Source organism: Micromonospora sicca, from assembly GCF_003172935.1.
Classification (GTDB): domain Bacteria; phylum Actinomycetota; class Actinomycetes; order Mycobacteriales; family Micromonosporaceae; genus Micromonospora; species Micromonospora sicca.
The window spans coordinates 1-24,818 of the sequence record NZ_QGKS01000253.1; the positions used below are offsets into that span (position 1 = coordinate 1).

Here is a 24,818-nt window from a genome sequence, read left to right on the forward strand (position 1 = left end):
CATCTTGCACTTCAGGGCCCCCGTCTCGACATCCACCCGGAACTCCCCGGCCCCGACGGCAGGATCGCCGGAAGCGGAGGTGCCGCCGGCAACCGCCACCGGATCGAGCTCCTGCTGAACAGCCGCCGATTCCGGCCGTGGGCCGTCAGGTCCGGCGCAGCCGGCGCCACAGCAGGAGCGCGGCGCCGAGGACGACGGTGACGACGGGGATCGTCAGGGCGGCCGGCCAGGGGCCGCGCTGTGGGCGGCCGGCGTGCCGGACGGTCAGGTCGGGCAGCAGGCCGGTGGCGAGCTGCAGGTCGAACACCTGGCAGGTCTGCATGCCCAGTTCACAGCTGTCGCCCGGGTCGAAGCGGGACAGTGTCCGGCGGGTGCCGGCGCCGAGCTGCACCTCGGTCAGCGACAGCTGCCCCGCGGCGTTCGCGGTCGCGGCGACCACGCTGCCCGCCGAGCGCCAGCCGAGGAGCTGCACGACGTCCTGGATCGGCGCCGGCGGCGGTGTGCCGCCGTCGGTGATGGCGACGAAGTCGACGTTGCCGGCGATCGACAGGAACACACCATGGTTGGTGTTGCCGCCGGTGGTGCCGTTGAATGGCCCCTCCGAGAGCCAGGGCACGGTGGCGAGGAACCTGCCGTCCGGCGACCAGCCGACGTTGGCGGCCAGCTCGCGCCCGGCCGTGATGTGGACGCTGCCGGACTCGCGGCCGTCGAGGTCGACGAGGTGGACCTCCTGACCGACCTGTACGGCGAGCCGGCGGCTGTCCGGCGCGAACGCCGCCGTCCACGCTGGTTTGATCGCCGGCACCTCGGTGCTGCGTCCGGTCGACAGGTCGAGCAGCCGCAGCGTGCCGGTGCGGGCCACCTCGGGTTCGACGAAGTTGACGCTGCCGAACTCGCCGGAGCGGGTGAGGGGGGCGGCGCTGTACGCGACGTGGCGGCCGTCGGGGGACCAGGCCAGCAGCCGCACGCGGACCGGGCCGCCGAGCGGAATCGACCGGCGCTTGCCGGTGGTCAGGTCGACGAGGACCAGGTCGCCGGTCGCGCCGCGGTCGTCGCCGAGCAGCACGCGGGTGCCGTCCGGGGCGAGCAGCGCCGACGGGCGGTTGCGCTCCTGCAGGGCGTCGACCTGCCGGTACGTGTCCCGGTCGGCCCCGACGACCAGCGGCTGGAACATGTTGAACAGTTCGCCGTTGCCGTAGCCGTAGAGGGCGATCGCGCGGCCGGGCGGGGCCTTGGTGACGGTGCTGGTGAGCAGCGAGTACCCGGCGAAGCGGTCCGGCAGGCCGGGCTTCTTCGACGGGGCGCCCGGCTGGGCAGGAAGCGGCACGCCGGGCACGACCAGGACGGCGAGGGCGAGCACGACGACCGCCCACACCGCGGCGGTGCCGATCCGCCGGCGGCGGGCCGAGCGGCGGCCCAGGGTGAGCACGGTGTCCAGGTAGCCGGCCGGCATCGGCGGCGCCGGCTCGTCCGGCAGGGTGGCGAACAGGTCTCTCATGGGATGTCCGACCCTCCCGGCACGTAGTTCGGCAGCAGGCGTCGCAGCGCCGCGATGGCGTACGACGTCTGGCTCTTGACGGTCCCGGTCGAGCAGCCCAGCGCCGCCGCGGTCTGGGCGACGTCGAGGCCCTCCCAGTAGCGCAGGACCAGCACCGCGCGCTGCCCGCGGGACAGCTTGGCGAGCGCGGCCAGCAGGTCGATGCGGTGCTCGGCGCCGGTCAGCGGCGTAGCCGAGGGCCCGGCCACGTCGGCGGCGGGGCGGACCCGGCGGGTCCACGTGCGCTCCCGCTCGGCCAGGTAGGCGTGGACCAGCATCGCCCGAACGTAGGCGTCGATCGAGTCCGCCGCCGACGCCTTCCGCCAGTGCCGGTACAGCGCGACGAGACACTCCTGCACCAGATCGTCAGCGGCCGACCACTCTGCGCACAACCTGTAGGCAAGCCGCCGCAGCGACGGCGTGCGCGCCTGCACGTAGTCGACGTATTCCCGTTCATCCCGCAACCCGACCTCCCAGCAACACTATGAGTGGTCCGGGACCCGATTCGGTTGTGGCCTCAACGAACCCGGGCCGGAGTACTAGGGTGCGGTGGTGGATCTGCTGCGGCATCTGCGGCACTTCGTGGTGGTCGCCCGGGAGCTGCACTTCGGGCGGGCGGCGGAGGCGTTGGGGATGGCGCAGCCGCCGCTGAGCCAGTCGATCCAGCGGTTGGAGCGGGAACTCCAGGTCGAGCTCTTCGACCGGTCCCGGCGGCAGGTCCGGCTCACCACCGCCGGTCAGCTGCTGCTCGGCGAGGCCGACGAGCTGCTCGCCGGGGAGCAGCGGCTGCGCAACCTCATCCACCAGGTACGCCGGGGGGCGCTGGGCGTGCTGCGGGCCGGCGTACCGCCGGAGACCCCGGCGGTGACGCTGCGCGTGCTGCTGGACCGGCTCGCCGCCGAGGCGCCCGGGCTGGAGGTCGACCTGCACGAGCTGACCAGCGCCGAGCAGGTCCGGATGCTCGCCGAGGGCGGGCTCGACGCGGGCCTGCTGCACCACCCGGTGGACTCGGCCGGGCTGCGGTTCGGCCCGGCGGTCGACGTACCGCTGGGGGTGCTGCTGCCGCGGGCCTCGCCGCTGGCCCGGGGCCGGCAGGTCGACCTGGCCGAGCTGGCCGGGCTGGATCTGGTCACCGCGCCTCCGGCGACCGCGCCCGGCCTGCACGACCACGTCCTGGCGGTGTGCCGGCGGCACGGCTTCACGCCCGGTCGGGTCCGGCACGCCCGCAACCCGGAGTTCCTCTTCGGCCTGGTGCTGGCGGGCGGCGCGGTGGCCATCGAGCCGGAGGCGCTGGCCCGCCGGGAGCCCCGGATCGCCTGGCGGCCGGTGGTCGGGAATCCGCTGGTGAAGCGAACCTCGGCGGCCTGGCCGGACCGTTCGGCGCACCCGGCCGCGCCGATGTTCGGGCAGCTCGCGGCCGAGGTGCTGGCGGTGGCCGAGCCGGCGCTCGCCCCGCCGATCCCGTCGGTGGCCCGGCCGTGGCCGGTCCTCTTCGAGGCCGGTCAAGCGCCGACCGGCTGAGCGACCGAAGGAGACCCTTGTCGCAGATCACCCGCAAACCGCTGTGACGAAGCGGCGCCGTCGGGTACGACAAGGAAGTGAAAGGCGCGCCCGGCGGGCCGTGGCAGCGCTCCCGCGCCGGACGGGCGCCTTGACGATGGGAGAGACAGCCGCATGGCAAACCCGATTCCCGACATCTCGCTCAACGACGGCAACACCATTCCGCAGCTCGGCTTCGGGGTCTTCCAGATCGAGCCGAAGGACACCCCGACGGCGGTGGGCAAGGCGCTGGAGGTCGGCTACCGGCACATCGACACCGCCGAGATGTACGGCAACGAGGCCGAGGTGGGGCAGGCGGTCCGCACCTCCGGGCTGGACCGCGGCGAGGTCTTCGTCACCAGCAAGCTGAACAACGGCTTCCACCGGCCCGACGACGCCTGCAAGGCGTTCGAGTCGACGCTGCAGGCGCTGAAGTTCGACTACCTGGATCTGTTCCTGATCCACTGGCCGCTGCCGACCCTCTACGACGGGGACTTCGTCTCCACCTGGAAGGTGCTGGAGGAGCTGCAGCGCGACGGCCGGGTCCGGTCGATCGGGGTGTCGAACTTCCAGGTGGCGCACCTGGAGCGGCTGGCCGCCGAGGCGGACGTGGTGCCGGCGGTGAACCAGATCGAGGCGCACCCGTACTTCGGCAACGAGGAGGTGCGCGCGTACGACAAGGCGCACAACGTCGTGACGCAGGCGTGGTCCCCGATCGCGCAGGGCAAGGTGCTCGACGACCCGACGATCGTCGACATCGCCCAGCAGGTCGGCCGCACCCCCGCGCAGGTGGTGCTGCGCTGGCACGTGCAGCGCGGCGACATCGTCTTCCCGAAGTCGACCACCCCGAAGCGGATCGAGGAGAACTTCCAGATCTTCGACTTCGAGCTGGACGACGCGGCGATGGACCGGATCACGAACCTGGACAAGGGCGAGGCCGGGCGGCAGGGCCCGAACCCGGACACCTTCGACTACGTACCGAGCTGACGTAACGCACCGGAGGAGCGCGGCGCAGGTAAGGAGGGGGCCCGGGAGGGCCCCTTCCTCGCGTACGAAAGGACCACCTCGCCGCGATGATGCGCCGCCGTCTCCCGCTCGCCCTGCTGTCGTTGCTGATCGTCGCCGGAGTCGGCGCCTGCAGGCCGGCCGCGGCCCCGCGGGCCAGCCAGTGGTCGGCGCCGCCGACCCCCTCGGCGACGCCCCCACCGCCGCTGCGGCCGGCGCCCACCACGGCCGCCCAGATCCGCAGCCGGGTGAAGGCCGCGATGCTGGACCTGGACGCCGACTTCCACCCGGAGACGGCCGACTACGCCGAGAAGAGCACCGAGGCGGTGAAGCTGATCGCCCCCTGCCGGGACAGCCTGCCGTCGGACCGCAAGCGCAGCGGCCAGCGGGAGCGGCTCTGGCGCGGGGAGAAGATCTGGCTCCGCCAGTACGTCGTCGGCTACCTGAAGGTGCCCGGCCGCAAGCTCGCCGACGAGCTGCGCGACCCTGGCCAAGTGCAAGCGGCACCTACTCGTCCGACGGCAAGGTGTCGACGATCGTGCGCCCGTCGCCCCCGCTGCTGCCGGACGGGCCGGAGACCATCACCTTCTGCGAGCGCCTCGCCAGCAGCCGCCCGTTCCACCAGTGCACGCTGCTGCTGGCCCGGGGCAACTTCGTGCTGGAGATCGACGCCTCCGACGAGAACGGCGACCTCGCGGCCACCCAGAAGCTGCTGACCCGGCTGGCCCCGCTGGCCGTCGCGGCCCTGCAGAAGGCCGCCTGATCTCAGGAGCCGACGCGCTCGGCGATCCGGTGGAACGCCGCCGGGGTCGCCGAGCCCGGTTCGGGGACGTAGACGATCAGCCGCTGGTCGGTCTCCGGGACGTGCAGCACCCGGCATTCGAACTCCAGCGGCCCCAGCTCGGGGTGGTCGATCCGCTTGACGGTCGGGCGGCGCTCGCCGACCTCGTGCTCCGCCCAGAGTGCGGCGAACCGCGGCGACACCCCGAGCAGCTCGGTGACGAGCGCGGCGATCGCCGGGTCGCCCGGGTAGCGGCCGTACGCGGCGCGCAGGTCGGCCACCGAGGTACGGGCGAACCGCAGCACCTCCGGGTCGTCCCAGTACGACCCGGGGATCGCGCGCCGGAACATCCAGCGGATCATGTTCCGCTCGGCGGCCGGCACCGCCGACAGCTCGCCGACGAACCAGGTGGCCAGCCGGTTCCAGGCCAGCACCTCGTAGCTCGCGTCGACCAGGTACGCCGGGGTCCCGGTCACAACACCCTCTTGCTCACGCTGGCCTACCTGCGCGCCTTCGCGGTTTTTATCGCTGGCGGCAAGGGCGGCTGGAGCGCTACCTAGGGAACCGACGAGACCGAAGGATGAAGCTGCTCATGTACACCCTCCCGAAGACCGGTGCCGGAATCAGCGTTGCGGGCGTGAGCCTGGCCGCATATCAGCTCACCTGGCTGGCCGTAGCCTTGGTGGTGGCCGGCGGGGTGCTCTTCACCGCCGCCAAGCTCTTCCCCCGCGTGGCCGTCGAGCCTGTACCCGATGCGAGCGGCCGCACCCGCATGCGGATGACCCTGAACGGTCGCCCCATCCGTGCAGCTCGGGGCGCACACCGCTAACGGCGCAGGCGGACGCCGCCGGGAGTTCCAGTCCCGGCGGCGTCCGCCTGTCCAAAGGCGGTCAATCAGTGACTCGGGAGCAGGGCGCAGAGGTGATCGTGCACCTGGCGACGCTGCCGGCGGACGGGCCGAGCGGCCTGCTGTGGGGCTTCCAGATGGACGCCGGCGGCGGCTACGGGGTGCTACCTCGGACAACTACGCCTTCTGGCAAAACGGCGGCCAGGGCGGGGAGAGCGAGGAGCTGCTCTGCCGGTGGCGGCGCAGCCGGGGCGTCGGCGACGAGATCGTCATCGCCACCAAGCTCGGCGCGCGCCCCCTGGCCCCGGCACCAGCTACGCCGACAATCCGGAGGGCCTGTCGGCGAAGGTGATCCGGGAGTCCGCCGAGCGCTGCCGGGAACGGCGCGGCATGGAACCGCTGCACCTGCTCTACGCGCACATCGAGGACCGGACCGTGCCGCTGGAGGAGACCGTCACGGCGTTCGCCGAACTGGTTGCCGAGGGCACGGTGGGCCTGTTGGGGGTGTCAACTGTTGCCGTTTGAGTAAATTTGGGTATGCGTTAGTGACCTTAAAAGAGTGGCTTGCGATGTGGGTGGTGCATTGTGACGGGGGATCAGGCGGTCGGCGGCTCGGCGCCGTGGGGGCCAGGTCGTGGTGGTTGCGGGTGAGTGTCGTACCGGGTGGTTATCGTGCTGGGCGTGGCGGGCCGCGAGCGGTTGGGTGTGGTGCAGGCGTACCGGTTCGCGTTGGACCTGACGCCCCGACAGGAGCGGGCGGTGCTCGCGCATGCTGGTGCGGCGCGCGTGGCACACAACTGGGCGCTGGCCCGGGTCAAGGCGGTGATGGATCAGCGGGCCGTCGAACGCACTTACGGCACCCCCGACGAGCAGCTCACCCCCACGATCGGCTGGTCTCTGCCCGCGCTTCGCAGAGCGTGGAACGCGGCGAAGGCCGATGTGGCGCCGTGGTGGACCGAGTGTTCGAAGGAGGCGTTCAACACCGGCCTGGACGCGCTGGCCAGGGGATTGAAGAACTGGTCCGACTCCCGCACCGGCAAGCGCGCCGGGCACCCGGTCGGGTTCCCGCGTTTCAAGTCCCGCCGCCGCTCCACCCCGTCGGTGCGGTTCACCACCGGGGCGATCCGCGTCGAGCCGGACCGCAGGCATGTGGTGTTGCCCCGGCTGGGCCGGTTGAAGCTGCACGAGTCCGCGCGTAAGCTCGCTCGCCGGCTTGAGGCGGGCACCGCCCGGATTGTGTCGGCGACGGTGCGCCGCGACGGTGGGCGCTGGTACGTGGCGTTCTGCGTCGACGTCGACCGCGCCGCACGCACTCCAAACCAGCCGGAAGTGGTGGTCGGCGTAGACCTTGGCGTCAAGCATCTGGCGGTGCTGTCCACCGGTGAGGTGGAGCCCAACCCGCGCCACCTGCACACTGCCGCCCGCCGGATGCGGCGTTTGGCCCGGCGAGCCTCTCGCCGGGTCGGCCCTGACCGGCGCACCGGCCGGCGTGGGTCGAGGCGGTGGGAGCGGGCGTCCGTCCGGCTCGGTCGGGCGCATGCCCGGGTCGCTCATCTGCGCCGTGACGGTCTGCACAAGCTGACCACCCGGCTCGCCCGCGAGTACGGCACGGTGGTGGTGGAAGACCTCAACGTGGCCGGGATGCTCGCCAACCGGCGGCTGGCCCGGCACATCGCCGATGCCGGGTTCGCCGAACTACGGCGGCAACTGGCGTACAAAACCTCATGGGGCGGCGGGCGGCTGGTGGTGGCCGACCGGTGGTATCCGTCCTCGAAAACCTGCTCGGGCTGCGGCACGGTGAAAACCAAACTCGCCCTGTCCGAGCGCACCTACACCTGCACCACCTGCGGCCTCGTCCTGGACCGGGACGTCAACGCCGCACGAAACCTGGCCGCGCTGGCGGTCACCGTCGCCGGGAGTGGCCCGGAGACGCGAAACGGACGTGGAGCCGACCGTAAGACCCCGCTCGCGGGGCTGGTGGCCGTGAAACGTCAACCCGGCACCGCCAAAGCGGGTAACACCGGGACCGTCCCACCGCAAGGTAGGACATCCAATCATGAGCTCACCCACGCATCATGAGAGGAAACGGCGAGCAACCACCGGGCCGGGTGGAGCGGGCCCGGGCGCTCGCCGCCGCGGCCGGCCTGCCCGGGTACGAGGTGCTCCAGTACCACCACACGTACCTGCAACGCCGCTTCGACGTGCCCAGCGAGCTGGACCCGGACGGCGACGTCGGCGCGGTCGGCCCGGACCTGGCCAGCTACCTGCGGGCCGAGCCGGAGCTGACGCTGGTGGCGTACTCGCCGCTGCTGACCGGCGCGTACACCCGGGCGGACAAGCCGCTCGGCCCGGCGTACGACCTGCCGAGCGTCCCGGGGCGGCTGGCGGCGCTGCGGGAGGTGGCGGCGCAGACCGGGGCGACGGTGAACCAGGTGGTGCTGGCCTGGCTGATGGGCGGCGACGTGCCGGCGATCCCGCTGGTCGGGGCCTCGTCGGTGGCGCAGCTGGACGAGAGCCTGGCCGCGGTGGACCTGGAGCTGACCGCCGAGCAGCGGGATCGTCTGGACCAGTCGCGGTAGTGGCCCCGAGTCAACGGCTCGGGCGCCGCGACCGGATGGTCACGACGCCCGAGCCGGGGCGCTGATCCTCCCGTCAGCCGTTGCCTCCGGTGTCGTGGGTGACGGCGCGGAGGGCGTTGACCTGGCCGTTGCCGTACCACGAGTTGAAGCCGGGGCCGCCCTGGCAGGCCTGCGGCTCACCCAGGCTGGTGGTGACCGTTTCGTACCCGGCCGGCACCGACGCCGGACACGGCTGGGGGTCTGCGGTCTGGGTCACGTACTGCTCGACCTGTCCCGGACGCATCTTGCCGTTCTGCGGGTTCTGCAGGTCGCCGTAGCGGCTGACGACGAGCGCCGCGACGCCGGCGACGTGCGGGCCTGCCATCGAGGTGCCCTGCAGGTAGCAGTACACCGCGGACGGCTCGTTCGGGTCCACCTCGCGCCGCAGGCACGGCGTGGTGGCCGGGTACGTCGACAGGACGCGCCCGTTGGGCGCCTCGGCGTTGCTGCCGAAGACGGAGTCACCGCCGGGGGCGACCACGTCCACCGCGCTCACGCCGTAGCTGGAGTAGAACGACTTGAGGTAGTCCGGCCCCTCGTCGCTGTCGGCCTGCTCGTTGTGGCCGTTGGCGCTGACCCCGATGACACCGGGAATCTCGACCGGCACGACCACGCAGGCGTTCGTGACGTCGCGCGTCTGCTCGTTGCCAGGCGGGAAGTCCGGGCTGGTGGTGTCGATGCCGGGGTGCGAGAGGTCCTCGCTCTCGTTGCCGGCCGAGGCCACCACGGTGACGCCCTGGTTCATCGCGTGGCGGATGGCCCGCTGTTCGGCCTTCCAGATCGCGTGCTGCGCCTTGTCGTTGCGGCAGTTGAACAGGAAGGGGTCGGCGAAGTAGCTGTTGTTCGTCACGTCCAGGTGCCGCTCGGCCGCCCACATGAACGAGCAGACGACCATCTCCGGGAAGAAGAACCCGGCGTCGGTCGAGGACTTGATGCCGGCGATCCTTACGTTCGGGGCTACGCCGACGATGCCGATGCCGTTGGACGCCGCGGCGATGGTGCCGGCGGTGTGGGTGCCGTGACCGTTGACGTCGTTGCCGGGTCGCAGCGGCGCCGGCGCCCCGCTGGAGCAGTCGGCGCTGTCGGCGGCCGAGTAGTTGGGCGCGATGTCGGGGTGGGTGAAGTCCAGTCCGGTGTCGATGTCGCCGACCACGACGGTCCGGCTGCCGCCGGTGACCGCGTGGGCCTGCGGCGTGGAGATCTGCCGCATGTCCCACTGCAACGGGGAGAGGTTGTCGCCGTCGGTGGCGGGCGAGTTCGGCAGCTCGGGGGCCTGCTCGTCGCGGCCGTCCGCCTGGACGCCGCCGACCTGGACGCCGAACCTGTCGGTCGCCGAGGCACCCTCGACCTTGACGTCCTTCTGGATGGCGTCGGCGAAGCCGGAGTAGCCGGAACGAGCCACCAGGATGCCGGTCGCGTCGTAGGCCGCGACGATCTCACCGCCGGCGTCGCGGACGGTGTCGGCGGCGTCCGACGGCACCGCGGTCTGCTTGTAGAGGACGAGGTAGGTGCGGGTCGGACCGTCCGCTGTGGCGGGGGCCGCGCCGGCCGGCGGCGCGCCGACCAGGGCGGCCGTGACGGCGGCGGCAGCGAACGCCGCTCCTAGCTTGCGGGGACTCATGCGCATCATTGCGGTCCTCCCTCACCCAGCCGCCCCCTCGCGAGTCTCGCGAGGACGGAGACGGGTGGGCTTAGCTGGAACGTAGATGAATGTCCCGGGGCGTGGGAAGACCAAGCGCTGGGAAAAGTTGCCAGTGGACAACAGCTGTGAACTGATCAGAATAGGTCGATGCGCCAGTCGTTGGAGCGCATCAGGTGCCCCGGCGGGTACTCGAACTCGGTCTCGCCCACCAGCGTGAAGCCGGCCTTGCGGCAGACCGCGTTCGACGGCGGGTTGTCCACCGACGGGTAGGCGTGCGCCCAGCGCCGGTCGCCGCGCGCCGCGGCCTCCGCGACCGCCGCGCGCACCGCCGCGGTCGCGAGGCCCCGGCCCTGGTACCCGGGCAGGATCGCCCAGCCCATCTCGTAGACCTGCTCGCCGCGCCACTCCCGGGCCCAGTAGCCGACGCTGCCCACCTTTTCGCCGTCGGGCAGCACGACGCTGAACATGGTGCCGCTGCGCGGGCCCGGGCCGCGGACGTACCGCTCGTGCCGGGCGACCACCTGCTCCTCGGTCTCCGGGCCCCCGGTGTGCGCGCGGACCTCCGGCGCGTTGAGCTGTCGCAGCAGGTCGAGGTCGCCCTCGCTCCACGGCTCAATGCGCACCTCAGTCATGTCGCCCCCCCGTTCTCCCGAGGGCTCATTGAAACAGCCGCCACCGACGATTCCTTGCACATCACCCTTGATCGCCGGATGCCCTCGTCGACCCAGGGACACGCGACAACTGGTGGCTCGACTGCGCCGAACGGGGATCGCCGCCAACCAGCTCGGTGAGTCGTCGGCATGGCGGATGGGTCAGCGGGTACGCGAGGGCGCGACAGATCACGTCGAGCGGCAGCGCCCACGGTTGGGAGACCGATCGGAGACTGCGATGCGGGGAACATCATCGCGACCGCGAGCACACAATGCGGTCGAAGCGCGAGTGACGATTCGGCGCCCGGTGCGGGAGGTTTTCGCGTTCTATCGCGACTTCACGAACCTGCCACGGTTTCTGGGCGATGTCATGGCCGTCGAACAGGTGGGCCCAGCGGTGTCCCGATGGACGATACAAGGCCCGCTGGGCGTTCGGTTCAGGTCGACGATGAGGGTGACCGAGGAGCGTACGAACGAGGTCATCGGCTACGAGACGCGCTCCCTGCCCGGGCTGCGGACCTACTGGGAGGTCCACTTCATCAGCGGCTCCGCGGTTGGCGAGACCGAGGTGCGCGAGGTGATGCGAACGCCGCTGGGGAGGCTGGGGCACCGGGTCCTCGCGTTGATGGGTAAACCTCCCGCCGGGGAGGTGCCGGCAAATCTGCGGAGATTGAAGGAAGTGCTGGAGACGGGAAGGGTGACCAGCTTGGACCATTCCGTGGCGGGCAAGTTCGGCTAGGGTACGGCGGCTCCTGGAAGCCGTAACCCCCTGGCGTGGGGCCGGCCTCTGCCGCCCCGCTCCGGCGGTCGGCTGGGCCGGGCTGGCGCGAGCTACCCGGCCCACGCCTCCCGGGTGGTGACCACGGGCCTACCGCTGCGCACCGATTCCTCGATGGCGAGGCTGATGAGGTGGTCCTGGCACGCCTCGGCGAGGGGATAGGGCGCCGGCCCTTCCTCTCGCGCCCAGGCACCGGTACGAGCCACGATGTCGGCCACCGCGAGGTCGTCATCGGACAGACCGCTGCCGACGAACGGATTGCGGTAGACGACGCGGCCGTCGAAGCTGATGTGCTTCAGGTCGAGCCCTTCGAGGTTCAGGTCGACGCCGGTCTGCCGCCGCACCAGGGACGACTCCACAGGCGTCGTCGGGTCGACCAGGCGGACGACCGGGTCATCCACCATCTCGCCCAGCGAGCCCCGGACGACCAGCCGACGCGAACGCAGCGGGTTCCACCACTGGTTGTCGGTGAAGTCGTACAGCCCCATCCGCCCGCCGAAGTCGATGGTCGCGAGGGTGGTGACAAGCTGCTGGGGCGTCATGTCACCGCTCCAGCCCTCCGGTGACAAGGGGTTGGCCAGCGATGCGACGAAGGCCCGCGCGCTGACCTCGGCGGTGTCGTACCCGACTCCCAGCAGGCCACGGATCAGCGAGACCGCGTGGTACAGGTGCGTCGAGGAGATCTGGACGGAGGTGGGCTCGCCCAGCACCCCGGCGCGGATCAACTCCAGCCGGGCCGCGTGCCCGGGCATCAGCAGGTACTGCTCGGCGACCTGCACCAGGCCGCTGTCCCCCACGTCGGACCACAGCGACCGCAGCCCGGCGAGGTCAGGGGCGGGGGGCGTCTCGGCGAGTACCGGCACACCAACGGCGACCAGTTCGCGGGTCACGTCGGGCGTCACCGACCAGGGCACCGACACGATGACGAAGTCGGGCCGCTCGTGCGCGAGCAGGTCGGCGGCGGAACGGAAGGTCGGCACGCCCCACTCGGCCGCGACCTCGTCCCCACGCGATGCGGCACGGGTGACCACCCCTGTCACCCGGAAGCGCTGTGGCAGCAGCCTGGCCAGCCGCAGGAAGAACGCCCCCCGCCAGCCGCTGCCGACGATGGCGAACCGAGTCTGGACCGCGGTTGTCATCTCATTTCCTGACGTCGAGACCGGATGTTGAGCCGTAGACGACGCACCCTCTCAACGATTGGCTGCTCCGGCCGGCACCTGGCCGGGATCTTAGCGATGGCGCCCTTCGGAAGCTGGCCAGGTTCTCCGTCGCGGAGGGTGGGACGCGGGCCATCTGAGGCGGACCAGTGGCTGGTAACCGAATATCGACAGCGCACCGACAGGTGTCGATGCGCTTGCGAGGGTCGCCTAAGATCACGCTGACGTAGTCACAACGGAAGCGGGGGCTGAGGTGGCGTCTACCGACCCGTCCGGCATGGACAAGCTGCTCACCGACACGTTGCGTAGCCTTGCCGCCTACCAGTCCACAAGGGAGGACGCAGGTGCGGCGCCGCCGGAGGGGCGCGGCGAGGCGGCCGACGGCCTGGTCCGCGTCCGCACCGCACCGCCGGGCCGGATGACCGCGCTGGAGGTCGACCCGCGGCTGCTCCGGCTCGACCTCGCGACGCTGACCGGCCACATCATGGTCGCGGTCAACAACGCGATGGAGGACCTCCAGCGGGCCACGGCGACGCCGGCGGGCCCGGTCGACCTCGGCGACCTGGGCCGGCAGCTGAGCACCATCCAGCAGGACGCCGCCCGACAGTTCACCACCTTCCTCGACGGGCTCGCCGAAGCGCAGGACCGGCTGAGCCGTCGGGGCGGGTGACCGCGCCGTGCAGATCGATCCGGACGGGCTGGCCGCCGCCGGCAACGCGATGCGTTCGGCGGCCGACGACTTCGCCAGCCGGGTGACGGCCTTCCAGGCGCGACTGGCCTCGATCGGCCCGGCGTTCGGCGACGACGACACGGGTTCCCTGCTCGGCGTGGCGCACGAGGAGGCGTCGGGCTTCGTCTTCGAGGTGCTCACCGAGGCCCTCGAGGAGGTCGGTCTCGCCGGCGACGACCTCGCCGCGATGGCGCGGTCGCACGAGGAGAACGAGGCCGACACCGGCGACCTGTTCCACTCCATCCTCGGTCGGCTCGGAGGCTGACGGCGTGGGCCTGCAGATCCCCGGCGAGCTGCGCAGTCTGCTCGACATCCTGGGCTACGACTGGCCGGCTTCGGACGAGCAGAAGCTGTTCGAGCTGGGCCAGGCGTGGCTCGAGTTCAGCGACGACATGGCCGAGTTCCTGGCCGGTGCCGTCACCGCCGCCACCAACGCGCTCACCGGCAACGAGGGCGGCGACATCGAGGCGTTCCGGAACTGGTGGGCGGGTGAGGAGAGCCCGGCCGCGAGTGTGGTCAGCAATGTCACCGGGGCGGTGGTCGGCGGCGCCGGGCTCATCATCTGCGCCGCGATCGTGCTGGCCCTGAAGATCGCCGTCATCGTGCAGCTGACGATCCTGGCGATCCAGATCGCGCAGGCGATCGCCACCGCGGGCCCGACCTTCGGCGCGTCCCTGCTGGAGATTCCCGTGTTCCAGACGCTGGCCCGCACGATCATCGGCAACCTCATGCAGGAGGCCGTCTGGCGGTTGATCGATGGTTAGGAACCGCACCGGCAAGATCGCCGCCAAGTTCGCCCGGGAGTGGGTCCGGGATCTCAAGAAGGTCAAGCGTCGGCGGCGGGGCACACCCGACGCACGGCCGACCCGCAACGCGTCCCCGGCCCGGCAGGCGTCGTACCGGGCCCGGCGGGAGGCCGACCGCCAGCAGCGCAACGGGCGGGTCAACGGCACCGCCGAGGCGGTCACCACGGCGGACGGTCGGCACACCGCGGTCTCCGTGAGCGACGGCCCGGACAAGATCTACCCGCACCACCGCGAGGTGGCCCGGGCGCTCGACAGCGTGCCCCAGAACCTCCGCGCGCCGTGGCACGGCAACTGCGCGCTGCCGCAGTCGTTGTCGAAGCTGCTGGACCGGGGCATCGACCCGCGCGGCGGCGCCATCGGCGCGGCGCGGATCCGCGCCCCCGGCAACCCCGGCCACGGCGCCCACAACCCGTGCTGCAACAGTTGCAAGTCGTTGCGGAACGAGTTCGACCTCAAGGAGGCGCTGTGATGCGCGGCGACGAGCGCGACCTGCCGGCGCGGGCGGCACAGGAGCTCAAGGCGGCGGGCTGGTCGCCGCGCCGCCGGACGGACGTGTCCGAGTGGGAGAGCGCGCTCGCCCCGGAGGGGTTCACGATGCACCCCGCCGCGCGCGCGTTCCTGACCGAGTTCGGCGGCCTGGCCGTCCCGGTGAGCGGTCCCGGCCGGGACTACGCCCGCATCGGCGTACGACTCGACCCGACCCTGTGCCTGGGGCAGAAGACGTGGTTCGACAGCCTCGACGCATCGACGGCCGGCCAGCTCTATCCGGTCGGGGAAGAGTACGACGGGCACGCCAGCCTGGCGATCGACGCCGCCGGCACCGTCCACATGCTGTTCAACGACCAGATCAAGCGGGTCGGCCCCGGCGCGACCGGCCTGGCCCGGCTGCTGGAGGGCGAGGACGCCCCGGACGAGCCGTAGGCCGCCGCGCCCACGAGAGCCCTCGACCAGCTGAACGGCGCGGTCGGGGGCTTCCTCGTATGCGCCGCCCCGACGCATCCCGCTCGGCCGCGGCCAGCCCGGATAAAATTCAACCAATCGGTTTACGAACGGTCCGCCGGCGATTATCGTCAACCGCATGGTTGAGGATTCGGTGGGGATGGACGCGGTGTTCCACGCCCTCGCGCACGGGGCGCGGCGCACCATGCTGCGCCGGCTCGCCGGACGGGAGCTGACCGTCGGCGAGCTGGCCGAGCCCCTCGAGATGTCCCTGGCCGCGGCGTCGAAGCACCTGCAGGTGCTGGAACGCGCCGGCCTGGTCCGGCGCACCATCACCGGCCGCCGGCACGTCTGTCGGCTCGAACCGGCGCCGCTCGCCACGGCCTCCGCCTGGCTGAACTTCTACCGACGCCACTGGGACGACCGCCTCGACGCCCTGGAGACGCTCCTCATCGACGACGAAGGGACCGACCGATGAGCACCGCCGTACGGCTGCACCGCGAACTGCCCGCCCCACCCGAGAAGGTCTACCGGGCCTGGCTCGACCCCGACCTGCTGCGTCGCTGGCTCGCCCCCGGCGGGCTGGAGGTGAGCCACGCCGAGGTGGAGCCCCGGGTCGGCGGCCGGTACCGGATCTGGCACACCGACGCCGGCGCCGACGTCGGCGGCTTCGACTGCGAACTGCTCGAGCTGGAGCAGGACCGGCGCATCGTCTGGCGCTGGGGCTTCGTCGGCCCGCAACGCACCGAAGGCCCGACGTTCGACTCGCTGCTGACCGTCACCCTCGAGGGGAAGCCGGAGGGCGGGACCGCGCTCACCCTCGTACACGAACGGCTGGACGACCTGGCGGCGGCGATGCCGCAGGTGGCCGACGGCGTCGCGCCCGGCTGGAAGTCGGTGCTGGACAAGCTCGCGGAGGTGGCGGCGTGAAGCTCGTGGTGGTCGAGTGGATGAGCATGGACGGGGTGGTGCAGGCGCCCGGCGCGCCCGACGAGGACCCCAGCGGCGGTTTCGCGCACGGCGGCTGGCACCTGCGCTGGTTCGACGACACCTCCCGGCAGTGGGTGGTCGACGGGTTGGATGCCGCCTCCTCCTTCCTTTTCGGACGGTTGACCTACGAGCGGTTCGCCGCGCACTGGCCGCGCGTCACCGGACCCGAGCGGGTGGTCGCCGAACCGCTCAACCAAAAGCCGAAGTACGTGGTGTCGACGACGCTCGCCTCGCCGCTGCCCTGGGAGCACTCTTCGTTGTTGGCTGGCGATGTGGCCAAGGCGGTGGCCGAGCTCAAGGAGTCGGGCGAGGGTGAGCTGCAGCTGATCGGCAGTGCGCGGCTGGCCCGGACGCTGCTCGAGCACGACCTGGTCGACGAGCTGCGGCTGATGCTCGACCCGGTGCTGCTGGGCGGCGGGAAGCGCATCTGGCCGGAGGGTGGGCGGCTCGCGTCGTTCCGCCTGAGGAGCAACGAGCCAACCAGCACCGGTGCCCTGCTGCTGACGTACGCCCGGGAGCCGGCACTCGCCGGCTGACCGGTGCGACCGCGGTCGCCGCGGGATGACTAGCGCCCCACGTAGCGGGTACGCGCGGCGCATGGGTAGCCACAAGGCAAACAAGCACGACCCCGGCGGCGAGTCAGCACGCGCGGGGCGGAATCCGGGCAGCGGGGCACGGGGCCGGCAGGGCTCCGAGGTCGAACACTCGCCAGACCGCCGGCACCTGCGGGCGGCGACCGGGACATCGGGCACGGAACGCGACCAGGGCCGGGCCAAGGTCGAGGGCGCTGAGCGGATCCAACGCCAAGGGACGCGCTGAGGCGCGATCTGATCCACGAACCGAGCAGGCGCTGGTGGCCGTCGAGCGGCCGCCAGCACATCTGGGAGTTGATGCCGAGGTGCCCAAATTCCTGTTGCAGTCGACGTACACCATTGACGGGCTCAAGGGGCTGATCACCGACGGTGGTTCCAAGCGGGTCGAGGTCGTCCGAAACACGATCGAGGCCAGCGGCGGCCGGCTGGAGTCGATGCACTTCTCATTCGGTAAGAACGACACCTATGTGTTGTGTGAATTGCCGGACCACAAGGCCGCGGCCGCACTGGCCATCGCCATCCGGGCGGCGGGCGGTGTGGACTCGCGGATCACACCGGTGCTGACAGCCGAGGAAGTCGATGAGGCGGTCCGGGCGAAAGAGGCCTACCAGCCGCCGGGTAGATGACCTCTGTCCGATGAGCGAGCGGTGATGCCACCGGTCCTGGTCACGGGCGGGACGGGGACACTCGGCCGCCACGTCGTGTCACGTCTGCGCGACGCGGGCTGCGACCTACGCGTCCTGACCCGGCGCGGCCGACCGGCCGAGGACGGAGTCGAGTTCGTCACCGGCGATCTGACCAGCGGCGCAGGCGTCGACGCGGCCGTGGGCGCGTGTCGAGACGATCGTCCACTGCGCCAGCAGCTACCAGGGTGACCTCGGCGCCGCTCGGAATCTCGTCCGGGCGGCGTCGCGGGGCTGGTAGGCCGCACCTGAGTGTGCATCTCCATCGTCGGAGTCGACCGGATTCCGATCAGCAGCCCGGTCGACCGCGGCATGTTCGGCTACTACGAATTCCGGGGCGGGGCTAACCTGGCGCCGGAGCAGGCCGTAGGTCGGCGGACCTGGGAGGAGTTCCTCGCCGAACGGGCTCACTGAGGGGCACCCCTGGCCACGCCGCAGCGCATCCGACCGCTACACGTTCGCGGCGATGTACTTGGTCTCCAGGTACTCCTCGATGCCCTCGCGGCCACCCTCTCGTCCGACCCCGGACTGCTTCATTCCGCCGAATGGGGCTGCGGGGTTGGACACAATGCCTTGATTGAGGCCGACCATGCCGAACTCCAGCGCCTCAACGACCCGGAAGCATCGCCGCATATCGGAGGTGTACACGTAGGCGGCGAGGCCGTACTGCGTGGAGTTCGCGATCGCCAGCGCTTCCTGTTCGTTCGTGAATGTCGCGATGGGTGCGATGGGACCGAAGATCTCCTCCGTGAATACCCGGGCGCCCGGGTCCACGTCAGCGATGACGGTGGGCTGGTAGTAGTAGCCACGCTCTTCGGGAGTGTTGCCCCCGGCGAGCACCCGACCGCCTCGCTCGGTCGCATCGGCGACGAACGCCCGCATGCTGTCCCGCGCCTTCGCCGTGATCAGCGGGCCGACCTGGACGCCGGGTTCGGTGCCGCGGCCGACCTTCAACGCACTCATCCGTACGGCCAGGCGTTGGGCGAAGTCGGCCGCGACGGACTCCGCGACGAGGAACCGGTTCGCTGCCGTACACGCCTCCCCGATGTTCCGCATCTTCGCGATCATCGCTCCCTCGACGGCCGCATCCAGGTCGGCGTCGTCGAAGACAATGAACGGTGCGTTGCCGCCCAGTTCCATCGATACGCGGAGCACCTGATGGGCCGACTGAGCGATGAGTGTGCGACCAACCTCCGTCGACCCGGTGAACGACATCTTGCGTAGCCGCGGGTCGGTGATAAGCGGTGCAGTCGCGTCACCTGCTGTGGAGGTGGTGATCACATTGAGGACACCAGCGGGAAGACCGCTGTCGGACAGGACTTCGGCCAGCGCGAGCATCGAAAGAGGTGTCTCACGCGCGGGCTTGACCACCATGGTGCACCCAGCGGCGATCGCGGGCCCGATCTTGCGCGTACCCATCGCCATCGGGAAATTCCACGGCGTGATCAACAGGCACGGCCCGACGGGCTGCTTCATCACCATCAGACGGCCTTGACCGTTCGGCGCGACAGCGTACCGCCCGTCGATCCGTACGGCCTCCTCGGAGAACCAGCGAAGGAACTCGGCCGCGTAGACGATCTCCGCCTTCGACTCCGGGAGCGGCTTACCCATCTCGAGTGTCATCAGCAGGGCCAGCTCGTCAGCCCGGGCAATGAGCTGCTCGAACGCGCGTCGGAGGATGTCCGAGCGCTCCCGAGGCGGGCACGCGGCCCAACCCGACTGGGCTGCGGCGGCCGCGTCGAGCGCAGCCACCGCGTCGGCGGGCCCCGCATCCGCCACGTGGCACAGAACCTCACCGGTCGACGGGTCGTGCACCGGCAACTGGCGCCCATCCGTAGCCGGCCGCCACCGCCCGGCGATCAGAAGCTCCTTCCGCACCGCCTCGACGACTGCCCGTTCGTCTTCTTTCGAGGGGTTGAGGAACCTGCGCACGCCCTCTTCGCTGGCCGACCGACTCACTTCTTCCTCCGTGTCACTTCTTGACCGCTCACCGCATCAGTCATCGACGGCCGGGACTGGTGCGTGACCGGGTGTCATCCATGGTCAGCTGTCGGACAGCCCTGGGGTACGCGGGGACAGCGGGCGCTCCACCGCGTCCCAGTCGCTCGCCCGGTAGCCGGCGGTGAGTCCGCCGTCGCACATCACGACCGACCCGGTCATGTACGAGGCGTCGTCGCTCAGCAGAAAGCAGGCGACGGCCGCCAGTTCCGCCGGCTCGCCCGGACGGTCGAGCGGAATTCGAGTCCGGTGCTTGCTCCAGATGGCGACGTCGTCCACTTCGGCCAGTGTCGCCCGGGTGCGTACCCAACCGGGCGCGAGGGCGTTGACGCGGATGCCGTACCGGGCCAGGTCGACGGCGAGCGACCGGGCCAGCGCCATCACCGCGCCCTTGGACGTGTTGTAGATGATCTGCCCCTCCTCGCCGAAAAGCGAGGCGGTCGACGCGGTGAGCACCATGGCGCCGCCACCGCGCCGGCTCATGTGCCGGGCGACGGCGCTGGTCACCGCGTACTGGCCGCGGGTGTTCACCCGCATCACCCGGTCGAAGTCCTCGATCGGCGTCTCGAGCACGTTCTCCCAGATGCCGATCCCGGCGTTACTCGCCAGCAGGTCGACCCCGCCGAACGCGTCGCACGCGACGGTCAGCGCACGCTCCGCGGTGTCGGCGTCACCGACGTCGCCGGTCACCGTGACGACCTTCGCCCCTGCCTCGGCGCGCAGCTTCTCCGCCACCGTCTCCAGGTGGGCCTCGTCCTGCGGCGCGGCGAGCAGGCACAGCGAGGCACCCTCTGTCGCCAACCGCTCGGCGATGGCCGCGCCGATGCCGTTGCTGGCACCGGTGACCAGGGCATTCTTACCTTCGAATCGCATGATTTCGCTCCTGGTACGGGCTAGAGGATTTCTTCGCCGAGGTTCGCGTAGACGCCGGCGGTACGGAGCACGACGGGCGCCGTCACGTCCTGCAGCTCGCTGGCGATCTCGTCCAGGTGTCCGTAGTCCGGCAGGCCCCACACCGCGATACACCGCGGGTCAGGGCCGAGGTGGCCGATGCGGTCGGCAACGACGTGCAGCCGCAGTGCCGGGTGCTCGCCCGCGCGCTTGTCGAAGAAGGCGGCGACCTCGTCGGGCGTGGCGCCGGGGGCGAAATCGAGGAACTCGGCGTAGTAGGGACCGACCCGGCCGGCGACCGGCTCCCGCAAGGGCCGGTAGCAGCCCGCGCGGTCCAGCCGGCCAACCACCTCCATGGGCTTCTCGAACGCGTCGGCCTCGCCGGACCGGAAGGCCCGCTCCCACTCCCCCAGCAGCTCAAGGCCCGCGTTGCGGTTGAGCCACACGGCGAGGTACTCCGGCTCCGGGCCGATACGCCACGTCCGACCGAGGTTCAGCAGCAGCTCGTCGTCGCCGTACTGCTTGGCCCACCCCGTCTGCCCGGCGCCCGCGATCGCGTGGAAGTGCTCGATGGAGATGCCCGGACGGCGGGAGATGAATTCGATGTAGATCATGTGGTACGACTCCTGCTCTGCTCTCAGCGGGCGGTCAGTCGGTGAGGACGTGGACGGGGTGATCCGGCAGAACGACGCGTACGACGTCACCGACGCCGAGTGTCAGGGGGGCAGCGCCCGCCGGCTCCTGTACGCGGAGCGTCATGCCGTCAAGGTCGACGTGGAACTGGACAGCGGAGCCGAGGAACGCGATGTCGGAGATGGTTCCGGACAGGCCGTCGTCACCGGTGGCCGAGAGTCGAAGGAGCTCGGGACGCACCACCAACACCGCCTCACGCTGCGGCAGTGTCTGCCGCAGCCGCAGGCGCTGCCCGGTCTCGACGACCTTCACCTCGGTGCCGTCCCCCGCGCTGTCGAGGGCCTCGACGGCGACCAGGTTCGCGTCACCCACGAAGCCGGACACGAACTTGGTGGCCGAGCGGTGGTAGACGTCCGCCGGCGTGCCGATCTGCTCGATGCGGCCCGCGTTCATCACCACGACCCGGTTGGAGAGCGACATGGCCTCCTGCTGGTCGTGCGTCACATAGACAAAGGTCGTGCCGGTCTCTCGGTGGATGCGCCGCAGCTCGGCCTGCATGCTGATTCGGACCTTCTGGTCCAGCGCCGAGAGCGGCTCGTCGAGCAGGAGCACCTGTGGGCGCTTCACCAGCGCCCGGGCCAGGCTGATCCGCTGCGACTGGCCGCCGCTGAGCTGTGTGGCCCGCCGGTCGGCAAGATCCTCCAGCCCTACCAGCTCCAGCGCCTCCCGCACGCGTCGCTCGATGTCCCGCTTGCCGACCTTGTCGATCCGCAGCCCGAAGGCGACGTTGTCGAAGACCGACAGATGGGGAAAGAGCAGGTAGCGCTGAAAAACGATGTTGACCGGGCGGCGGTGCGGTGGCACGTCGGTGATGTCCTTGCCGGCCAGGACCACGCGGCCGCGGTCCGGCCGTTCGAACCCGCCGATGATGCGCAGGATGGTGGTCTTGCCGCATCCGCTCGGGCCCAGCAGCGACAGGATCTCACCCTCGTGGACGTCGAGGTCCACGCCGTGCAGGATCGGCACCTTGCCGAAGCTCTTGCTGATGCCCGTCAGGCTGAGAACGGTATTCACGAGGCCTTGACTCCCTTTCGAGCAGCCCTGCCCGTCCGTGCCAGGACGGCGATCACGACGCCGGACAGGAAGGTGACGAGCAGGAGGAGGGTCGCGAACGCGTTGATCGACGGGTCGATCGCGCGTCGCATCGCTGAGTAGATGACGAGCGGCACCGTGCTCTGCGGCCCGATGACGAAGAAGGTGATGAAGAACTCGTCGAAGCTCAGGACGAAGGAGAGCATGCCGCCGGCGACGAGCACCGGCCACGTCATCGGCAGCGTGACCCTCGTGAACCTCAGCAGCGACGACGCCCCCAGGTCGGCCGCCAACTCGTCGTACTGCGGGTCGATCCGGTCGAGGACGGACTGGGCGACGAGCAGGAAATACGGGAACGTGTAGACCACGTGCGCGGCGGCCACGGTCCACAGTGAGAGCTCGATGTCGAGCTTGGCGAACCACGCCAGCAGCGACAACCCGAGGAAGAGCCCGGGAAGCGTGATGGGCGCGAAGAACAGCACCGCGAGCCACGGGCGCACCCGGGGGGACACGTGGGTCAGCCCGAACGCCGCCAGCGTGCCCAGAACGGTGGTGATGATCGCGCAGACCACCGCCACGATCAGGCTGTTCCGCAGGGCCGAGGTGTAGGTCGGGTCGGTCAGCACCGCCTCGTACCAGCGCAGCGAGAACCCCTTGATCGGAAGGTTCAGGGTGCTGCTGGAGTTGAACGAGAACAGCACGACGACCGCGATCGGCAGGTACAGGAAGGCCAGGACGACGGCCAGGTAGAGACCCGGCGACCGGCGCCTGCTCCGCAGAAGACTCATGCCGCTCACCCCTTGATAACCACGGAGTTCAGGCCCAGCACGCGGAGGAACACGGTGACGACGGCGTAGGCGAGCATGAACAGCAGCAGCACGATGATCGAGGTCGCCGCGCCGAGCGGATAATTACCGAACTGCGTGAACTGCTGCGAGATCTGCAGCCCCACCATGTTCCCGTCCGTTCCTCCGAGAAACTGCGGGGTGACGTAGTCGCTGGCGGCCAACACGAAGGTGTAGAGGAAGCCGGAGGCCGCCGCCGGCGCGACCAGCGGCAGGACGACGCGGCGCCACCGCTGCATCCGGCCGGCGCCGAGGTCGGCGGCGAGATCGAAGAAGTCGCCTGGGATGTTGCGGAACGCGGCATAGGCGACGAGAGCGACGTACGGCACGAAGATATGGACCAGCGCGATGACGACGGCCGGCTTCGAGAACAGCAGCGATCCGTCCTGCGGGGCCAGACCGATCGGTCCGAGGACCTGCGTGAGCAGCCCGTCCTTGCCGAGGATCACCCGCCACGCGTAGATGCGGACGAGGTAGCTGGTGAACATCGAGAACACCACGAGCGCCAGCAGCGGGTATTCCATGCGCCCGGCGCGGTACCGAATCGCGTACGCGAGCGGCACCCCGAGCGCCAGGGTCAGGGCCGCGGTGACGAACCCGATCCCGAGCGCATTCAGCGTGAGCCGGCGGGTCAACTCCGAACCCACGGCCGAGGTGAAGTTCGACAAAGTGACGGTGCCCGTCACCTCGTAGAAACCGCCCTGCAGGAACGCGTAGACGGTGAACACCAGGAAGGGAGCCAGCAGGAGGAAGCCCAGGACGACAACGGCCGGCAGGGTCAGCAGCCACCCGCGCCGACGAGCCGGTGCGGGTGGCTGTGCCGCGGCGACGCCCGCCTGAGGCGGTACGACGGCCGCAACCATCACACGCCTCCCTGGATGTTCGACCACTCGCTGAGCCACTCCTCGTGCTGCACGATCCCCGACCGCCCCTTGTCCGGGAAGCCGAAGACCGGGGCCTTGGTGAAGAACTCGTCGAGGTTGTCGTACGGGTAGAGCTTCTGCTGTTTGGCAGGCAGCAACTTGACCGCCTCCGGCGAGGTCACGGCCGTGCCGAGCGCCACGGCGGCCTCCGCCTGCACCTCTGGCGAGAGGGCCTGGTTGACCCAGGCGTACGCGGTGTCGCGGTTTTGCGTCGTCTTGGGCACCGCCCACGCGTCACAGGAGGTGTAGGTGCCCTCCTTCGGGATGATGCTTTCCACCTTGGCGCCCTTGTCCCCGGCCCACAGCCCGACCGTCGACCAGCCGGCGAAGGAGGCGATCACCTCACCGCTGACCAGCTGGTTGGTGAGGTCACCGAAGGAGGGCGCGAAGCCCTTGATCTGCCCGCGGAACCGGCGGAGCAGTTCGACGATCTGCTTGAACTGGTCCTGGGTGTAGTTGGGGACGTCGAACCCGAGGATCCGGCCGCCGAGGGTGAACGCTGCCGTCGCGTCCGGGACCCAGCCGATCTTGCCCTTGAACTCGGGCTTCAGCAGGTCGAGCCACGACTCGGGCTTCGCCATGCGGTCGGTGCGGTAGTCAAGCGTGGTGGCGCTCCAGAACATCGGGATGCCCACCTGCTTGCCGTCGATGTTCCAGAACTTCGCCGCGGCGTCACCCTCGCGGAAGAACGGGAAGAGCTTCGCGGCGTTCGGGATGTGCGCCAGGTCGAGCGGCTCGATGATCTCCAGCGGCTTCTTCGAGTACAGGGGTCCGTACGCCTGGTAATAGGTGATGAGGTCGTAGCCGACGCTGGAGCCGGACTTGATCTTCGCGAGGATGTCGTCGCTCGTCGAGATGTAGGTGGGGTTGACCTTGACGCTCGTCTCGCCCTGCCACGCCTTCATCTTCTGTGATCCGGTGAGGTCGTAGCCCTCCCAGGACAGGAAGTTCAGCGCCCCACCGACCTTGTCACCCACCTTGGGCACCGCCGCGGACTCCCCACCGTCGCCGCAGGCGGCCAGGAGGGTCGGCGCGGACACGGCGAGGGCGGCGAGGAGCCCTCCCCGACGCAGCAGACCGCGTCGAGTAAGACCTTGCGGTTTCAACGGCGTTTCAGCCATGTGTATCTCCTGTCACACAT

32 protein-coding genes are annotated in these 24,818 nt (G+C 70.5%); 19 read left to right on the forward strand and 13 right to left on the reverse strand.

Going from position 1 to position 24,818, the window contains the following annotated elements; all coding sequences use genetic code 11:
- Nucleotides 1-145 precede the first annotated feature (145 nt).
- Both DKT69_RS18620 and DKT69_RS18625 read right to left on the reverse strand, forming a co-directional pair.
- The gene (locus DKT69_RS18620) at nucleotides 146-1,498 is read right to left on the reverse strand and encodes a hypothetical protein (RefSeq protein WP_109802806.1); all 1,353 of its coding nucleotides are present in this window, start codon (nucleotides 1,496-1,498) and stop codon (nucleotides 146-148) included.
- Complete coding sequence (locus tag DKT69_RS18625; RefSeq protein ID WP_109802807.1) at nucleotides 1,495-2,001, reverse strand: SigE family RNA polymerase sigma factor; 507 nt, start codon at nucleotides 1,999-2,001, stop codon at nucleotides 1,495-1,497. Before DKT69_RS18625 ends, DKT69_RS18620 begins: the two co-directional genes overlap by 4 nt.
- Nucleotides 2,002-2,089: 88 nt before the next feature.
- Here DKT69_RS18625 and DKT69_RS18630 point away from each other — a divergent pair, with 88 nt between their 5' ends.
- The 3 genes from DKT69_RS18630 to DKT69_RS18640 all read left to right on the forward strand — a co-directional run bounded on the left by DKT69_RS18630 (nucleotide 2,090) and on the right by DKT69_RS18640 (nucleotide 4,844).
- Nucleotides 2,090-3,058, forward strand: coding sequence for a LysR family transcriptional regulator (locus DKT69_RS18630; RefSeq protein WP_109802866.1), 969 nt, complete (start codon nucleotides 2,090-2,092; stop codon nucleotides 3,056-3,058).
- A gap of 153 nt (nucleotides 3,059-3,211) precedes the next feature.
- Entirely contained in the window at nucleotides 3,212-4,063 is an 852-nt protein-coding gene (locus DKT69_RS18635; protein WP_109802808.1) for an aldo/keto reductase, read from the forward strand.
- A gap of 556 nt (nucleotides 4,064-4,619) precedes the next feature.
- Complete coding sequence (locus DKT69_RS18640; RefSeq protein ID WP_109802809.1) at nucleotides 4,620-4,844, forward strand: hypothetical protein; 225 nt, start codon at nucleotides 4,620-4,622, stop codon at nucleotides 4,842-4,844.
- 2 nt (nucleotides 4,845-4,846) lie between these two features.
- Here DKT69_RS18640 and DKT69_RS18645 read toward each other — a convergent pair whose 3' ends face one another.
- On the reverse strand, nucleotides 4,847-5,338 hold the full coding sequence (locus DKT69_RS18645) for an MmyB family transcriptional regulator (protein ID WP_161557878.1): 492 nt from the start codon (nucleotides 5,336-5,338) through the stop codon (nucleotides 4,847-4,849).
- Between the two features lie 104 nt (nucleotides 5,339-5,442).
- On the opposite strand from DKT69_RS18645, the gene DKT69_RS18650 reads away from it, so the two are divergent.
- The 4 genes from DKT69_RS18650 to DKT69_RS18665 all read left to right on the forward strand — a co-directional run bounded on the left by DKT69_RS18650 (nucleotide 5,443) and on the right by DKT69_RS18665 (nucleotide 8,288).
- Nucleotides 5,443-5,691: a hypothetical protein gene (locus tag DKT69_RS18650; RefSeq protein ID WP_109802810.1), complete on the forward strand. Its 249-nt coding sequence runs from the start codon at nucleotides 5,443-5,445 to the stop codon at nucleotides 5,689-5,691.
- A gap of 252 nt (nucleotides 5,692-5,943) precedes the next feature.
- A complete protein-coding gene (locus tag DKT69_RS39920) occupies nucleotides 5,944-6,234 on the forward strand; it encodes an aldo/keto reductase (RefSeq protein ID WP_236648003.1) in 291 nt (96 codons plus the stop codon).
- Nucleotides 6,235-6,390: 156 nt separating this feature from the next.
- Entirely contained in the window at nucleotides 6,391-7,788 is a 1,398-nt protein-coding gene (tnpB, locus tag DKT69_RS18660) for an IS607 family element RNA-guided endonuclease TnpB (protein ID WP_236648004.1), read from the forward strand.
- The gene (locus tag DKT69_RS18665) at nucleotides 7,785-8,288 is read left to right on the forward strand and encodes an aldo/keto reductase (protein WP_236648005.1); all 504 of its coding nucleotides are present in this window, start codon (nucleotides 7,785-7,787) and stop codon (nucleotides 8,286-8,288) included. Before tnpB ends, DKT69_RS18665 begins: the two co-directional genes overlap by 4 nt.
- Nucleotides 8,289-8,361: 73 nt before the next feature.
- Here the strand turns inward: DKT69_RS18665 and DKT69_RS18670 are convergent, their stop codons facing one another.
- Together DKT69_RS18670 and DKT69_RS18675 are read right to left on the reverse strand one after the other, a co-directional pair.
- On the reverse strand, nucleotides 8,362-9,948 hold the full coding sequence (locus DKT69_RS18670) for a S8 family peptidase (protein WP_161557879.1): 1,587 nt from the start codon (nucleotides 9,946-9,948) through the stop codon (nucleotides 8,362-8,364).
- A gap of 155 nt (nucleotides 9,949-10,103) precedes the next feature.
- Nucleotides 10,104-10,601: a GNAT family N-acetyltransferase gene (locus DKT69_RS18675; protein ID WP_109802812.1), complete on the reverse strand. Its 498-nt coding sequence runs from the start codon at nucleotides 10,599-10,601 to the stop codon at nucleotides 10,104-10,106.
- A gap of 256 nt (nucleotides 10,602-10,857) precedes the next feature.
- Between DKT69_RS18675 and DKT69_RS38390 the strand changes: the two genes are divergently transcribed.
- On the forward strand, nucleotides 10,858-11,358 hold the full coding sequence (locus DKT69_RS38390) for an SRPBCC family protein (protein WP_255420212.1): 501 nt from the start codon (nucleotides 10,858-10,860) through the stop codon (nucleotides 11,356-11,358).
- 92 nt (nucleotides 11,359-11,450) lie between these two features.
- Here DKT69_RS38390 and DKT69_RS18685 read toward each other — a convergent pair whose 3' ends face one another.
- Nucleotides 11,451-12,536: a Gfo/Idh/MocA family protein gene (locus DKT69_RS18685; protein ID WP_109802814.1), complete on the reverse strand. Its 1,086-nt coding sequence runs from the start codon at nucleotides 12,534-12,536 to the stop codon at nucleotides 11,451-11,453.
- Nucleotides 12,537-12,807: 271 nt separating this feature from the next.
- Here DKT69_RS18685 and DKT69_RS18690 point away from each other — a divergent pair, with 271 nt between their 5' ends.
- The 11 genes from DKT69_RS18690 (at nucleotide 12,808) to DKT69_RS39045 (ending at nucleotide 17,709) form a co-directional block, all read left to right on the forward strand.
- Nucleotides 12,808-13,224 carry a YbaB/EbfC family nucleoid-associated protein gene (locus tag DKT69_RS18690; RefSeq protein ID WP_236648007.1) on the forward strand — a complete coding sequence of 139 codons (417 nt, stop codon included), beginning with the start codon at nucleotides 12,808-12,810 and terminating at the stop codon, nucleotides 13,222-13,224.
- A 7-nt stretch (nucleotides 13,225-13,231) separates the two neighbouring features.
- Nucleotides 13,232-13,549, forward strand: coding sequence for a hypothetical protein (locus DKT69_RS18695; RefSeq protein ID WP_109802816.1), 318 nt, complete (start codon nucleotides 13,232-13,234; stop codon nucleotides 13,547-13,549).
- 4 nt (nucleotides 13,550-13,553) lie between these two features.
- Nucleotides 13,554-14,048 carry a WXG100-like domain-containing protein gene (locus DKT69_RS18700; RefSeq protein WP_109802817.1) on the forward strand — a complete coding sequence of 165 codons (495 nt, stop codon included), beginning with the start codon at nucleotides 13,554-13,556 and terminating at the stop codon, nucleotides 14,046-14,048.
- Entirely contained in the window at nucleotides 14,041-14,559 is a 519-nt protein-coding gene (locus tag DKT69_RS18705; RefSeq protein ID WP_109802818.1) for a hypothetical protein, read from the forward strand. Before DKT69_RS18700 ends, DKT69_RS18705 begins: the two co-directional genes overlap by 8 nt.
- Complete coding sequence (locus DKT69_RS18710) at nucleotides 14,559-15,011, forward strand: SUKH-3 domain-containing protein (RefSeq protein ID WP_109802819.1); 453 nt, start codon at nucleotides 14,559-14,561, stop codon at nucleotides 15,009-15,011. The genes DKT69_RS18705 and DKT69_RS18710 overlap by 1 nt, the downstream gene beginning before the upstream one ends.
- Before the next feature lie 157 nt (nucleotides 15,012-15,168).
- Nucleotides 15,169-15,507 carry an ArsR/SmtB family transcription factor gene (locus DKT69_RS18715; RefSeq protein ID WP_109802820.1) on the forward strand — a complete coding sequence of 113 codons (339 nt, stop codon included), beginning with the start codon at nucleotides 15,169-15,171 and terminating at the stop codon, nucleotides 15,505-15,507.
- Nucleotides 15,504-15,959, forward strand: coding sequence for an SRPBCC family protein (locus tag DKT69_RS18720; protein ID WP_109802821.1), 456 nt, complete (start codon nucleotides 15,504-15,506; stop codon nucleotides 15,957-15,959). The genes DKT69_RS18715 and DKT69_RS18720 overlap by 4 nt, the downstream gene beginning before the upstream one ends.
- Nucleotides 15,956-16,555, forward strand: a complete 600-nt coding sequence (locus DKT69_RS18725) for a dihydrofolate reductase family protein (RefSeq protein WP_109802822.1) — start codon at nucleotides 15,956-15,958, stop codon at nucleotides 16,553-16,555. Before DKT69_RS18720 ends, DKT69_RS18725 begins: the two co-directional genes overlap by 4 nt.
- 317 nt (nucleotides 16,556-16,872) lie before the next feature.
- Complete coding sequence (locus DKT69_RS18730; protein ID WP_236648009.1) at nucleotides 16,873-17,238, forward strand: GYD domain-containing protein; 366 nt, start codon at nucleotides 16,873-16,875, stop codon at nucleotides 17,236-17,238.
- A 24-nt stretch (nucleotides 17,239-17,262) separates the two neighbouring features.
- The gene (locus DKT69_RS39040) at nucleotides 17,263-17,487 is read left to right on the forward strand and encodes an SDR family oxidoreductase (RefSeq protein WP_201749732.1); all 225 of its coding nucleotides are present in this window, start codon (nucleotides 17,263-17,265) and stop codon (nucleotides 17,485-17,487) included.
- Nucleotides 17,488-17,547: 60 nt separating this feature from the next.
- The gene (locus DKT69_RS39045) at nucleotides 17,548-17,709 is read left to right on the forward strand and encodes a hypothetical protein (protein WP_201749730.1); all 162 of its coding nucleotides are present in this window, start codon (nucleotides 17,548-17,550) and stop codon (nucleotides 17,707-17,709) included.
- 36 nt (nucleotides 17,710-17,745) lie between these two features.
- Here DKT69_RS39045 and DKT69_RS18740 read toward each other — a convergent pair whose 3' ends face one another.
- The 7 genes from DKT69_RS18740 to DKT69_RS18770 form a co-directional block, all read right to left on the reverse strand.
- Nucleotides 17,746-19,254, reverse strand: a complete 1,509-nt coding sequence (locus tag DKT69_RS18740; protein ID WP_236648014.1) for an NAD-dependent succinate-semialdehyde dehydrogenase — start codon at nucleotides 19,252-19,254, stop codon at nucleotides 17,746-17,748.
- 84 nt (nucleotides 19,255-19,338) lie between these two features.
- Entirely contained in the window at nucleotides 19,339-20,166 is an 828-nt protein-coding gene (locus DKT69_RS18745) for an SDR family NAD(P)-dependent oxidoreductase (RefSeq protein WP_109802824.1), read from the reverse strand.
- Nucleotides 20,167-20,186: 20 nt separating this feature from the next.
- The gene (locus DKT69_RS18750; RefSeq protein ID WP_109802825.1) at nucleotides 20,187-20,798 is read right to left on the reverse strand and encodes a hypothetical protein; all 612 of its coding nucleotides are present in this window, start codon (nucleotides 20,796-20,798) and stop codon (nucleotides 20,187-20,189) included.
- Nucleotides 20,799-20,832: 34 nt separating this feature from the next.
- Nucleotides 20,833-21,891, reverse strand: coding sequence for an ABC transporter ATP-binding protein (locus tag DKT69_RS18755; RefSeq protein ID WP_109802826.1), 1,059 nt, complete (start codon nucleotides 21,889-21,891; stop codon nucleotides 20,833-20,835).
- Nucleotides 21,888-22,697, reverse strand: coding sequence for an ABC transporter permease (locus DKT69_RS18760; protein ID WP_146231127.1), 810 nt, complete (start codon nucleotides 22,695-22,697; stop codon nucleotides 21,888-21,890). The genes DKT69_RS18755 and DKT69_RS18760 overlap by 4 nt, the downstream gene beginning before the upstream one ends.
- A 5-nt stretch (nucleotides 22,698-22,702) precedes the next feature.
- Nucleotides 22,703-23,617 (reverse strand): ABC transporter permease, encoded by a 915-nt coding sequence (locus DKT69_RS18765; RefSeq protein ID WP_109802828.1) that lies wholly within the window; start codon nucleotides 23,615-23,617, stop codon nucleotides 22,703-22,705.
- Nucleotides 23,617-24,798 (reverse strand): ABC transporter substrate-binding protein, encoded by a 1,182-nt coding sequence (locus DKT69_RS18770; RefSeq protein ID WP_109802829.1) that lies wholly within the window; start codon nucleotides 24,796-24,798, stop codon nucleotides 23,617-23,619. Before DKT69_RS18770 ends, DKT69_RS18765 begins: the two co-directional genes overlap by 1 nt.
- Nucleotides 24,799-24,818 lie beyond the last annotated feature (20 nt).